14 protein-coding genes are annotated in these 13,358 nt (G+C 28.8%); all 14 read left to right on the top strand.

Going from position 1 to position 13,358, the window contains the following annotated elements; translation table 11 throughout:
• Nucleotides 1-198: 198 nt before the first annotated feature.
• The 14 genes from rpsB to CRIB_RS07670 all read left to right on the top strand — a co-directional run bounded on the left by rpsB (nucleotide 199) and on the right by CRIB_RS07670 (nucleotide 13,354).
• Entirely contained in the window at nucleotides 199-915 is a 717-nt protein-coding gene (gene rpsB / locus CRIB_RS07735; protein WP_180701814.1) for a 30S ribosomal protein S2, read from the top strand.
• A gap of 66 nt (nucleotides 916-981) precedes the next feature.
• Nucleotides 982-1,890 carry a translation elongation factor Ts gene (gene tsf, locus CRIB_RS07730; protein WP_180701813.1) on the top strand — a complete coding sequence of 303 codons (909 nt, stop codon included), beginning with the start codon at nucleotides 982-984 and terminating at the stop codon, nucleotides 1,888-1,890.
• A 75-nt stretch (nucleotides 1,891-1,965) separates the two neighbouring features.
• Complete coding sequence (gene pyrH, locus CRIB_RS07725) at nucleotides 1,966-2,667, top strand: UMP kinase (RefSeq protein ID WP_180701812.1); 702 nt, start codon at nucleotides 1,966-1,968, stop codon at nucleotides 2,665-2,667.
• Nucleotides 2,668-3,016: 349 nt separating this feature from the next.
• Complete coding sequence (frr, locus tag CRIB_RS07720; protein ID WP_180701811.1) at nucleotides 3,017-3,574, top strand: ribosome recycling factor; 558 nt, start codon at nucleotides 3,017-3,019, stop codon at nucleotides 3,572-3,574.
• A gap of 2 nt (nucleotides 3,575-3,576) precedes the next feature.
• Entirely contained in the window at nucleotides 3,577-3,780 is a 204-nt protein-coding gene (locus CRIB_RS07715; protein ID WP_180701810.1) for a hypothetical protein, read from the top strand.
• Between the two features lie 49 nt (nucleotides 3,781-3,829).
• Nucleotides 3,830-4,558 carry an isoprenyl transferase gene (locus CRIB_RS07710; protein ID WP_180701809.1) on the top strand — a complete coding sequence of 243 codons (729 nt, stop codon included), beginning with the start codon at nucleotides 3,830-3,832 and terminating at the stop codon, nucleotides 4,556-4,558.
• Between the two features lie 16 nt (nucleotides 4,559-4,574).
• Complete coding sequence (locus tag CRIB_RS07705) at nucleotides 4,575-5,354, top strand: phosphatidate cytidylyltransferase (protein WP_180701808.1); 780 nt, start codon at nucleotides 4,575-4,577, stop codon at nucleotides 5,352-5,354.
• 244 nt (nucleotides 5,355-5,598) lie between these two features.
• Nucleotides 5,599-6,750: a 1-deoxy-D-xylulose-5-phosphate reductoisomerase gene (locus CRIB_RS07700; RefSeq protein WP_180701807.1), complete on the top strand. Its 1,152-nt coding sequence runs from the start codon at nucleotides 5,599-5,601 to the stop codon at nucleotides 6,748-6,750.
• A 14-nt stretch (nucleotides 6,751-6,764) separates the two neighbouring features.
• On the top strand, nucleotides 6,765-7,775 hold the full coding sequence (rseP, locus tag CRIB_RS07695; RefSeq protein WP_180701806.1) for an RIP metalloprotease RseP: 1,011 nt from the start codon (nucleotides 6,765-6,767) through the stop codon (nucleotides 7,773-7,775).
• A 229-nt stretch (nucleotides 7,776-8,004) separates the two neighbouring features.
• Entirely contained in the window at nucleotides 8,005-9,057 is a 1,053-nt protein-coding gene (ispG, locus tag CRIB_RS07690) for a flavodoxin-dependent (E)-4-hydroxy-3-methylbut-2-enyl-diphosphate synthase (protein WP_180701805.1), read from the top strand.
• A gap of 390 nt (nucleotides 9,058-9,447) precedes the next feature.
• Complete coding sequence (locus CRIB_RS07685) at nucleotides 9,448-9,780, top strand: YveK family protein (protein WP_180701804.1); 333 nt, start codon at nucleotides 9,448-9,450, stop codon at nucleotides 9,778-9,780.
• A gap of 163 nt (nucleotides 9,781-9,943) precedes the next feature.
• Nucleotides 9,944-11,506 carry a murein biosynthesis integral membrane protein MurJ gene (gene murJ / locus CRIB_RS07680; protein ID WP_180701803.1) on the top strand — a complete coding sequence of 521 codons (1,563 nt, stop codon included), beginning with the start codon at nucleotides 9,944-9,946 and terminating at the stop codon, nucleotides 11,504-11,506.
• Entirely contained in the window at nucleotides 11,496-12,164 is a 669-nt protein-coding gene (locus CRIB_RS07675; protein WP_180701802.1) for a sugar transferase, read from the top strand. Before murJ ends, CRIB_RS07675 begins: the two co-directional genes overlap by 11 nt.
• An 11-nt stretch (nucleotides 12,165-12,175) precedes the next feature.
• Nucleotides 12,176-13,354: a glycosyltransferase gene (locus tag CRIB_RS07670; protein ID WP_180701801.1), complete on the top strand. Its 1,179-nt coding sequence runs from the start codon at nucleotides 12,176-12,178 to the stop codon at nucleotides 13,352-13,354.
• The last annotated feature ends 4 nt before the right edge of the window (nucleotides 13,355-13,358 follow it).

The raw sequence follows: 13,358 nt of genomic DNA, 5'->3' as shown, positions 1-13,358 counted from the left end.
TATATAATTTAGATAAAAAAGCATAAAAATAAAAGATATAAAATATATTGTAATTTTAAAATCCTTATGATATACTATCTAAGGTGAAAATAACAACAAAATAATCACGCACGACAATGTGATCTTTGAAAGGTGCCTACGAAAGAGGTTTTTCAGAGAGATGACCATGTCGGAGGATAAAAACCAAGGAGGACTAAAATGTCAGTAATATCAATGAAACAATTACTAGAAGCTGGTGTACACTTCGGACACCAAACAAGAAGATGGAACCCTAAGATGGCTCAATATATATTCACAGAAAGAAACGGAATATATATAATAGACTTACAAAAAACAGTTAAGAAAGCTGAAGAAGCTTACAAAGCTATGAAAGAAGTAGCTGAAACTGGAAAGCCAGTTTTATTCGTAGGAACTAAGAAACAAGCTCAAGAAGCTATAAAAGAAGAAGCTGAAAGATGTGGAATGTTCTACGTTAACGAAAGATGGTTAGGTGGAATGTTAACAAACCACAAAACTATACAAACAAGAATAAACAAATTAAGAGAATTAGAAAGAATGGAAAACGAAGGTGTATTTGAAGTTCTTCCTAAGAAAGAAGTTATAAAATTAAGAGCTGAAAAAGAAAAGCTTGAAAAATACTTAAACGGTATGAAGGATATGCCTGAATTACCAGGAGCTATGTTCGTAGTAGACCCAAGAAAAGAAAACATAGCAATACAAGAAGCACACAGATTAGGTATACCTGTATTTGGTATAGTTGATACTAACTGTGATCCAGAAGAATTAGACTACGCTATACCAGGAAACGATGACGCTATAAGAGCTGTTAAGTTAATAACTGGTGCTATGGCTAACGCTATAATAGAAGCTAGACAAGGTGCTGAAGAAGAAGTAGAAGCTGCTGAGCAAGAATAATAAAACAATTTAATGGTAAGGGTCTCCCTTACCATTAATAATATATACATATGGAGGGTACTCAAAATGGCTATAACTGCACAAATGGTTAAAGAATTAAGAGAATCTACAGGCGCTGGAATGATGGACTGTAAGAAAGCTTTACAAGAAGCTGAAGGAAACATGGAAAGAGCTGTAGATATATTAAGAGAAAAAGGATTATCTAAAGCTGCTAAGAAAGCTGATAGAATAGCTGCTGAAGGTTTAGTTGCTATAGAAATAAATGAAGATAACACAGTTGCTTCTATGGTAGAAGTTAACTCTGAAACTGACTTCGTTGCTAAAAACGAAGATTTCAAAACTTTCGTTAAGGATGCTGCTTTAATGGCTTTAGCTACTGATAAAGAAGACGTAGCTGGATTATTAGCTGAAACTCATAACGAAGGAATAGCTTTATCTGAAGTATTAAACAACAGAATAGCTACAATAGGAGAAAAGTTAGACGTAAGAAGATTTGTTAAAATAGCTACAGAAGGTCAAGTAGCTGGATACATCCACGGTGGTGGTAAAATAGGTGTTTTAGTTGAAATGATAACAACTGCTAAAGATGCAGAAGTTATAGCTATGGGAAGAGATATAGCTATGCAAGTTGCTGCTATGAATCCTAAGTACGTTTCAAGAGACGATGTAGATCAAGAATACATAGCTCATGAAACTGAAATATTAACTCAACAAGCTTTAAACGAAGGAAAGCCAGCTAATATAGTTGAAAAAATGATAAAAGGTAGACTTGAAAAGCAATTAAAAGAAGTTTGCTTATTAGAGCAACCATTCGTTAAGAACGGAGATTTAACAATAAAAGCTTTAGTTGCAGAAACTGCTAAGAAAGTAGGAGCTGACATAACTTTAGGAAGAGTTGTTAGATTCGAAGTTGGAGAAGGTATAGAAAAGAAAGAAGAAAACTTTGCAGAAGAAGTTGCTAAGCAACTTAAGTAATTGTAAAAGAGAACACTTAAGTGTTCTCTTTTTTTGAAAAACATATTAGGAAGAATGTAGGGAGGATTTCTTTTTATGAAACCAATGTATAAAAGAGTACTGTTAAAACTTAGTGGTGAGGCATTAGCAGGAGATAAAGGTTTTGGAATAAACAATGACGTTGTAAATGAAATAGCAGTTGCAATAAAGAAAATTCAAGAGATAGGTGTTGAAGTATCAGTAGTTGTTGGTGGCGGAAACTTCTGGAGAGGAAGAACATCAGAAGGTATGGACAGAACTACAGCAGACTACATAGGAATGCTTGCAACAGTTATGAACTCTATGGCACTTCAAGATGCTCTTGAAAACATAGATGTTCAAACAAGAGTTCAAACTGCTATAGAAATGAGACAAATAGCAGAACCATATATAAGAAGAAAAGCAGTTAGACACTTAGAAAAAGACAGAGTAGTTATATTTGGTGCGGGAACAGGAAATCCATATTTCTCAACAGATACAGCAGCATCGCTTAGAGCAGCTGAAATGGAAGCAGAAGTTATACTACTTGCTAAAAATGTTGATGCAGTATACGATAAAGATCCAAAGGTACATGTTGATGCAGTTAAATTTGATGAATTAACTTATTTAGAAGTTTTACAAAGAGAATTAAAAGTAATGGACTCTACTGCAACATCTTTATGCATGGATAACCAAATACCTATACACGTATTTGAATTATCTACAGATAATATAATAAAAGCAGTTATGGGTGAAAAAATAGGTACAATAGTAAGATAATACTTATATTAATTATTTTATTAAACGCCGCTCGATAAAAAATATATAACCTTCCCTCCAAGCTACAATGTCGGTTCGGTTTATATATTTTTTATCTTCGCTAGGAGAATTACTAAAATAAAAAAATGTAAAATATATTTTTAATATAGATTAAAAGTATTATATAAAGTAAAATAAAGATATATAATACTATTATAACTCGTTGTGCTAGTTAAATATGATTATTGAAAACACTATAGCCTAGTAAACTATACTTTTATAGTTCAAAAACTTTATATAGTAATTTCAATATATTTAGTAAAATAACTAGTACAACAGATTATTATAAGATAATAGGAGGATAAAAACTATGAAATTAGATGTACATAAGCAATTAGAAGCTAAGATGACTAAAACAATAGATGCTCTAAAGCATGAATATACAACTATAAGAGCAGGAAGAGCAAACGCTCAAATGTTAGATAAGGTAAGAGTTGACTACTACGGATCATTAACTCCAATAAACCAAATGGCTGCTATATCAGTTCCAGAACCAAGAACATTAATGATAAATCCTTGGGACAAGTCTTCTATGGCTGACATAGAAAAAGCTATAAGAAATTCTGATTTAGGATTAAACCCATCTAATGACGGTCAAGTGATAAGAATAGCAGTTCCTGCTTTAACAGAAGAAAGAAGAAAAGAATTAGCTAAGAAAGTTCACAAGGTTGCTGAAGAATTCAAAGTAAGACTTAGAAACGAAAGAAGAGATGCAAATGATGCATTAAAGAAAATGGAAAAAGACGGAGAATTAACTGAAGACGAATTAAAGAAAGCACAAGATGAAGTTCAAAAGATAACTGATAAATTCATAAAAGAAGTAGAACAAACTGCAATAGCTAAAGAAAAAGATATAATGGAGGTATAATATTGAACAAATATTATAACCTTTTAGGTCTTCAATTAGAAGAAGTAGAAAAGTATCTCAAAGAAAAAAACATAACATATACTGTAAAATCTATACAAGGTAAAAAAGACACGGATAAGCTTATTATTCCTAAAGTTATAAAAATATCAGAATTAGATAATTGTGTAGAATTACTAACAACTAAGTTTTCTGACTCCCTAAAATAGGGGTCAGAAACTTTTAATTTAAGCAAATTTTATACTGGAGGCAAAAGCTATGAACAGTTATGACATAAATTTAGAAAAAGTGCCTACTCATATAGCTATAATAATGGATGGAAACGGTAGATGGGCAAAATCTAGATTTCTTCCTAGAACTGCAGGACATAAAGCGGGGGTAGAAGCAATAAGAGAAGTAATAAAAGAGTGTCAAAGATTAGAAGTAAAACATTTAACTTTATATGCTTTTTCAACAGAAAACTGGAAAAGACCTAAGCTTGAAGTAGATACACTGATGACTCTTTTATCTACTTATTTAAGCAAAGAAATTAAAGAATTACATAAAAATAATGTAAAAGTTACAGCAATAGGTGATATATCAAAGCTTCCTAAAAATTGTATAGAGCAGTTAAATAGTGCATTTGAATTAACTAAAGATAATACTGGAGTTAATTTAAACCTTGCTCTAAACTATGGAAGTAGAGATGATATAAAAAATGCCATAATAGATATATTAAATGATGCAAAATGTGGTAAAATAAATATAGAAGAAATAAATGAAAATACTATAAAAAATTATTTAGATACAAAGTCTATACCAGACCCTGACTTGATAATAAGAACTAGTGGAGAACAAAGACTTAGCAACTTCTTAATGTGGGAAGCTGCTTATTCTGAATTTTACTTTACTGATATACACTGGCCAGACTTTAACAGAAAAGAACTTCAAAAGGCAATATATGTATATCAAAATAGAGACAGGAGATTTGGTGGACTAAGTAAGTAGTAAGGAGAACAATTATATGCTTACAAGAGTGATAGCCGCATTAGCTTTAGTACCGTTATTTATATTCATTTTAATTGGTGGGGTACCATTATATATAGCAGAAATAGCAATACTTGCCATGGCTTTAAGAGAATTTTATAAAGCATTTAATGCAAAGAATATACACCCTATAGAAAATATAGGCTACATATTTATAGCATACATAGGTCTAAAAAATATACTTAATTTAAGTATAGACTATACTTACATAATCATATTTGTATTATTCATGTATTCTATAACTTATCTTTTAAGATGTAAAAATAATGTAATTGATATTGCAATAACATTTTTCAGTATATTCTATGTAGCTATATCTATAGACTTTATAATTCTTACTTTAAACGGCTTTGAAAAAGGCTCGATTTATGTATGGACTATATTTATAGTAGCCTTTCTTACTGATACATTTGCATACTTTACAGGATATTTATTTGGAAAACACAAGCTTATACCAAAGGTAAGCCCTAAAAAGACTGTAGAAGGAAGTATAGGTGGAATTGTAGGAAGTACTGTAGGTTGTATTATATTTGGATATTTATTTAATTTAGATATGACTGCTATGGTAATAATAGGAAGTATAGGAAGCATAGTAGCTCAATTTGGGGATTTATTTGCATCATCTATAAAAAGATATGTAGGTATAAAAGACTATGGCAAATTAATACCAGGTCATGGTGGAGTATTAGATCGATTTGACAGTGTAATTTTAGTTGCACCATTTGTATATTATGCAATTATACTTTTTAGTAAATAACAGTAAGATCCCAAGGGAATGAATATAAATCCTTAGGGATCTTTTTTATGTAGTAAAATAAAAAAACACTTATTCAATGGCCGTAGAAAAAGTGGTTATGAATTTGAATTAAAATTCAAATTAAATATATTGTGTAATATAAGTTATTATTTAAAATGAAATTTATTTTTAACTGGATAAATTTGTTTAACTTAGTGGTATAATATATAAAGTATGATACTAATAATATAGAAAGGAAACAATTATGAAGAAAATATCAATCCTGGGATCAACAGGATCAATTGGAAAACAAACACTAGATGTTGTAAGAGAACATAAAGATAAATTTGAAGTAATAGCAATATCTGCAAATAGCAGCGTAGAATTATTACTAGAACAAATAAAAGAATTTAAACCAAAATACGTAGCAGTATACAATGAAGATGCAGCACAAAAACTAAAAACAATGATACCAAGTGATATTAATATAAAAGTACTAAGTGGAATGGAAGGGCTAAAGACTATATCATCACTTCCTGAAATTGATGTACTTTTAACAGCAATAGTTGGAATGATAGGTCTTGTTCCAACGCTAGAAGCAATAAAACACAAAAAAGACATAGCACTTGCAAACAAAGAAACACTAGTATGTGCAGGAAAGCTTGTAATGAGTGAAGCAAAGAAAAATGGTGTTAAAATACTTCCAGTAGACAGTGAGCACAGTGCAATATTCCAATCTTTAAATGGAGAAAATTATAAAGAAATAGAAAAAATAATATTAACTGCATCAGGCGGACCATTTAGAGGAAAGAAAAAAGAAGAACTATTAAATGTAACTAAAAATGAAGCATTAAAACATCCTAACTGGTCAATGGGAAGAAAAATAAGTATAGACTCATCAACACTTATGAACAAAGGACTTGAAGTAATAGAAGCTAAATGGCTATTTGACGTAGAAGTTGATCAAATAGATGTAGTTGTACATCCACAAAGTATAATACATTCAATGGTTCAATTTAACGATAGCTCAGTAATAGCTCAACTTGGATGTCCAGACATGAGACTTCCTATACAATATGCACTTACATATCCTGAAAGACTTGAAAATAGTTTTGAAAGATTAGACCTAACTAAAATAGCAACATTAACATTTGAAGAACCAGACTTAGAAACATTCCCATGCTTAAAACTTGCATATGACACTTTAAAAATGGGAGGCACATATTCGGCAGTACTAAACAGTGCAAATGAAGTACTAGTTGAAGCATTCTTAGAGGATAAAATAGGATTTTACGATATACCAAAATACATAAAAGAAACACTAGACGCACATGATAGTATAGAAAATCCAACTCTAGAAGAAATACTAGAAGTTGACAGATGGACTAGAGAATATGTTAAAAGCTTAATACAATAAAGGAGGTTACAATATTGACTATAATAGCAGCAATAATACTATTTGGAATAATAGTATTTATACACGAACTAGGACATTTCCTATTTGCAAAAAAAGCAGGTGTAAGAATCCACGAATTTGCAATAGGTATGGGTCCTAAAATATATACCACTCAAAAAGGTGAAACAAAATACTCTATAAGACTTTTACCTCTTGGAGGTTATGTAAGTATGGAAGGTGAAGATGGAGAATCAAATGATCCTCGTGCTTTTGGAAAAAAGACACTTCTTCAAAGAGCAAGCATAATATTTGCAGGTCCATTCTTTAATATAATACTAACAGTATTACTTTTTATACCAGTATTTGCATACCTGGGAAGTCCAAGTGATAGTAATGTATTAGGAAAAGTATTAGAAAATTCACCTGCAATAGAAGCAGGACTTGAAGTTAACGATAAAATAATTGAAATAAATGGAGCAAAAATTTCAAATTGGCAAGATATAGTTGATAACTTAGCAAAAGAAACTTCACAGCCAATAAATATAAAAATAGAAAGAGACAACACTACTAAAGATTTTTCTATAACACCAGAAAAAAATGAAGAAGGAAAATATGTTATAGGTATAACACCTGTTTACGAAAAAAGCATACTAAAATCAATACCAAAAGCATTTATAATGACTTGGGATATGATTAAGCAAATGTTAACATTTGTTGTTCAACTATTTACAGGCACTATACCAGGAGGATTTGAAAACTCAGTATCAGGACCTGTTGGAGTTATAGGAATAGTTTCAGATGCAGCTAAAATGGGTATTATTAACCTTATATATATAGCAGCAGTAATAAGTTTAAACCTAGGAATATTAAACTTACTTCCTATACCAGCACTTGATGGTGGAAGATTACTAATATTAGGCATAGAAGCTATAAGAGGAAAGAAATTAGATCCAAATAAAGAAGCTATGATACATACAGCAGGATTTATGGTCTTAATGGGATTTATGTTATTTGTAACATATAAAGATATACTAAAATTATTTTAAATTTTAACTAAATAAATAATTTAAATAATAAACTTAAAGTGATAACTTTAAAGATTAATATAGCAAAGGAAAATTATCCTTTGCTATATTAATGAAAATATTATTTTATTTATAAGGAAATTATAAAATAAAAAAATGACATTTTGAGCAACGGATGTATCCGTAGTGGTAGCAAGGATATATCGTTGGCGACATGAGCGAAGCGAATTTTAAAATAGAAGGTGGAAAAATGTATAAAAGAAGACAATCTAGAGAAGTTAGCGTTGGTAATGTAAAAATAGGAGGTAATAATCCTATAAGTATACAATCAATGACAAACACAGATACAAGAGATGCTAAAGCTACAATAGCACAGATAAAAAGATTAGAAAGTGTTGGGTGTGATATAGTTAGAGTTGCAATACCTGATATGACTGCGGCTAAAAATATAGCAAAAATAAAATCACAAGTTAACATACCAATAATTGCAGATATACACTTTGATTACAGACTAGCACTTGAAGTAATAGACCAAGGAGTAGACGGAGTTAGAATAAATCCAGGAAACATTGGTAGCATAGACAGAGTAAAAATGGTTGTTGAAAAATGTAAGGAGAAAAACTTAAAAATAAGAATAGGTGTTAATGGTGGATCACTTGAAAAAGAATTACTAGAAAAATATGGATCAGCAACACCAGAAGCTTTAGTTGAAAGTGCATTAAATCACGTTAAAATACTAGAAGACTTAGACTTTAGAAATATAGTAATATCTTTAAAGTCTTCTGATATATACAAAACATTAGATGCATATGAGCTTATATCAAAAAAAGTAGACTATCCATTACATATTGGTATAACAGAATCAGGAAGTGTTAAAAAAGGAACTATAAAATCATCAATAGGAGTTGGAGCATTACTTCTTAAAGGAATAGGAGACACTATAAGAATATCCCTTACAGGAGACCCTTGTGAAGAAGTTATAGTTGGTAAGGAAATACTTAGAAGTTTAGATTTATTAAATGATAAGATAAAAGTAGTATCTTGCCCAACTTGTGGAAGATGTAATATAGATCTTATAAGTGTGGTTAATGAAGTTGAAGAAAAAATAAACAATATTGAAAAAGATATAACAGTAGCTATTATGGGATGTGCTGTTAATGGTCCAGGGGAGGCTAGAGAAGCTGATATTGGTATAGCTGGTGGTAAGGGTGAAGGTCTTTTATTTAAGAAAGGCAAGATAGTTAGAAAAATAAATGGTGATAGATTAGTTGAAGAACTATTAGAAGAAATAGATAAATATTAAAAAAGAAGAAATAATTAATATAAATGAAATATAATAAAATACTCTATTGTGTAGATAAAATACTACATGATAGAGTATTTTTTTATTTTAAAGAATACTTTATTCATCTAGAATATTTTTACAATTCATAAAATTAAATATATTAAGTAGAATAGTAATTTTACATAATTTAACTATTGAGATTCTTTTGATTTGTTAAAAAAATTAACCAAAATAGTTAAAATATAACAAAAAACATAAGATTATAAATAATATAAAATAGAATATTGAACTAAATCATGTATTAATATAGGATATTTTGTCGAATCTATATACAAAATAATCGTATAATGTTATATTACTTTATGGAAATTAGCAGAAAAAGTAGAAAATATAAAGATGGAGGAAAAAATGGAAGAAACGATTGATTTAAGAGAATATTTTGCAATTATTAAAAAAAGATTTTGGATAATAGCGCTTATAACAGTAATAGCAGCAGTTGTAAGTGGTGCTATAAGCTTTTTCGTATTAAAGCCAGTATATGAAGCAAAAACAACTTTAATAGTAAATACTGAAAAAAATGAAGATACTCAAATGATTACTGGAGATCAATTTAGTGTTACTCAAAAGCTAGCAGTAACTTATGGTGAAATAATAAAATCAAGAGCAGTTTTAGATGATGTAATAAAAAATTTAAAATTAGATGAAAAATTATTGATTTTTCGACAAAGTATATTATTTTAATAAAGTATTTGGTGATAACATTTCGATAAAAATAAAATAATAATGAATAAAAGTACAGGATAATGAAGAATGAAAAGATAGAATTTAAATAAAATATTTGTTAATATCTCATAGGAAATCAAAATAATAGTAAAAATTTATAATAGTGGAAAAAGGAGAAAAGATGTCGAATATAGCAAAAACAACAATTGGTTTGATGTTTTTAACATTAATATCGAAAGTGTTAGGATTTTTTAGAGAGTTATGTTTAGGATCAGTATATGGTGCATCTGCTTTTACGGATGCATATATAATATCACAAAATATACCTATAGTAATATTTACAAGTGTTGCTATGGCATTAGGAACATCATATATACCGCTATTTTGTGATATAAGGGAAAAGTCAGGAGATAAAGAAGCTATAAAATTCTCTAATAATTTAATAAACATCGTGGTAATGTTTTGTTCTTTATTAGCTATCGTCTGTATGATATTTACAGAGCCATTAGTAAAGATATTTGCTATAGGATTTGAAGGTGAGACGCTAAAATTAGCTGTGGAATTTACTAGAATATTAATAGTAGGAATTATATTTATTGGAGTTAATGATGTATTAATGCCGTTTTTACAAATTAATCAGAATTATGCGGTACCAGGTATGTTAGGGATTCCATATAACATAGTTATAATTATTTCTATATTTATAAGTCCAAAATTTGGATGCAAGGTATTAATATATGGAACATTGCTTGCTATATTGAGTAAGGTTTTATTCCAAATACCTTTTGCAAAAAAGAAAGGTTATAAGTATAAAGCATATATAAACTTTAAAGACAAGAATATAAAAAAATTATTATTATTAGTGGCACCAGTATTTGTGGGAGTTGCTGTAAATCAAGTAAATGGTTTAGTTGATAAAACATTAGCATCTACTTTAGTAGAGGGAAGTATATCATCTTTAAATTATGCTAATAAGTTAAATGAATTTGTTATGGGAATTTTTATAGTGTCTATAACATCGGTAATATATCCTTTATTATCTAAGCTTTCTGCTGGAAATAATAAAGAAGAATTTAATAATTCTATAGTAAAGTCGATAAATTATGTAATATTACTAGTTATTCCGATTTCTATAGGGGCGATGGTCTTATCTACCCCAATAGTTAAATTATTATTTGAGAGAGGTGCATTTGATTTAAGAGCAACTCAAATGACTTCAAGTGCATTGTTCTGTTATTCTATCGGTATCATTGGATTTGGACTTAGAGATATTTTATCAAGGGTATTTTATTCAATACAAGATACAAAAACACCTATGGTAAATGGAGCTATAGCAATGGCTCTTAATATAGTACTAAATTTAATATTAATAAGATATATGGGACATGCAGGACTTGCTTTAGCAACAAGTATATCAGCATTGGTGTGTATAGTTTTATTATTTAGAAGTTTAAGAAAAAAGATAGGCAATTTTGGAGAAGAAAGAATAGCCTTTGTGTTTATAAAGACTTTAATATCAGGAGTAGTTATGGGAATTGTAACTACAATCTTTTATGACTTTATATCTAATATAGTTAGAGGTGGAATGATAAGTCAGATAGTATCATTATCAACATCTGTATTAGTGGGAGTTACAGTTTACTTTATAGGTGTAGTTATTCTTAAGATAGATGAGGTTAATGAAGCTATATCTATTATAAAAGATAAATTTACAACTAAAAGGGGTGGATACAGTGCAAAGTAATTTAGTGTTAAAAGAATTAGCACAAGAGGATATAATAGTTCCAAATGAAAATAAAGTTTATTTGTTTTTAAAAAGATTAATTGATATAGTTGGTTCTGGATTAGGTATTTTAATATTGATTCCAGTGTTTTTAATAATAGGAATATTAATTAAGTTAGAAGACCCAAAAGGAAGTGTTTTTTTCTCACAAAAAAGAAATGGGTTAAATGGAAAAGAATTTAATATGTACAAATTTAGATCTATGGTACATAATGCAGAAGATTTATTAGAAAGTTTAATGTCTAAAAATGAAATGGATGGTCCAGTTTTTAAAATAAAGGATGATCCTAGAATTACAAAAATAGGAAAGTTTATAAGAAAAACAAGTTTAGATGAATTACCACAATTATTCAATGTATTAAAAGGTGATATGAGTTTAGTTGGACCAAGACCACCTATTCCTAGAGAGGTTATTCAATATAATAAATATCAGTATCAAAGATTATTAGTAAAGCCAGGTATAACTTGTTATTGGCAAATAAGCGGAAGAAATAATATTGATTTTGATGAATGGGTAGAATTAGATTTAAAGTATATAAAAGAAAGAAACTTATTTAAGGATATATACATAATTTTAATGACCCTGCCTGTTTTATTAGGTGATAAAAATGCATCATAGGAGGTTATTAGATGAATAAAAATGTTGCTTTTTTAATTCCTTCTTTAAAAAATGGAGGTGCAGAAAGAGTATTATCTAATATGTCATTAAATTTAAGTGAAGATATAAATCAATCTATTATTGTATGGAATGCAAGTAGTATAGATTATGAATATAAAGCAGATATATTAGATATATCTATAGATAATAAACGTAGTATATTAGCAAATGCAAATGTATTATTTGAAAGAATAAAAAATGTAAAAAAGTTAAAGGAAAAACATAATATACAAACAACAGTAAGTTTGTTAGAAGGGCCGAATATAGTAAATATTTTATCTAGAAATAATGACAAAGTTATATTATCAGTACATAATTTCCAAAGTGAAGAGAGAAAAGGAATGTATGGGAAAATATTTAAAGTTCTTATAAAATCACTTTATAATAAATCGGATAAAGTGGTTGCTGTATCAAAGCTTATAAGAGAAGATTTAGTGAACAATTTTAATGTAGATAAAGATAAAGTAGAGGTTATATATAATCCGGTTGATATACTTTCTATAAAAGAGCTTATAAAAGAAGATATAGAAGATGAATATAAGCATATTTTTGAAAAGCCAGTTGTAATAAATGCAGGAAGATTAACTAATCAAAAAGGTCAATGGAACTTAATTAAATCTTTTTATGCGTTAAAAAATAAGGTCAATGATTGCCAATTAGTTATACTAGGACAAGGTGAATTAGAAGATGAATTAAAGACATTATGTGAGAAATTAGGTATCCAAGATGATGTTCATTTCCTAGGATTTAGAAAAAATCCTTTTAAATATATAAGTAGAGCAAATGTATTTGCCCTTACATCATTATTTGAAGGATTTTCTATGGTTATAGCAGAGGCTATGGCATGTAATACAGCTGTTGTGTCTGTTGATTGTAGTGCAGGACCTAGAGAAATTTTATCTCCAGAGTCTGATGTTATGTATAAATGTAAGAAAATTGAGTATGCAAAGTATGGAATTATTACTCCTGTAATAGAAAATAAGTTTGACTTAGATAAAAATATACATGATAACCATAAACTATTTGCAAAAGCATTAGAAAAAATGTTACTTGATGATAATTTAAGATTTAAATATGAAAAATTAGGGTTAAAAAGAGTAGAAGCTTTTAAAGCCCAAAATATATTAAATCAGTGGGAAGAAATATTGTAAGGAG

It is taken from the genome of Romboutsia ilealis, assembly GCF_900015215.1.
GTDB classification, from domain to species: Bacteria; Bacillota; Clostridia; order Peptostreptococcales; family Peptostreptococcaceae; genus Romboutsia; species Romboutsia ilealis.
The sequence above is the reverse complement of the archived record's forward strand: the minus strand, read 5'-3'. Positions and strand labels throughout refer to the sequence as shown.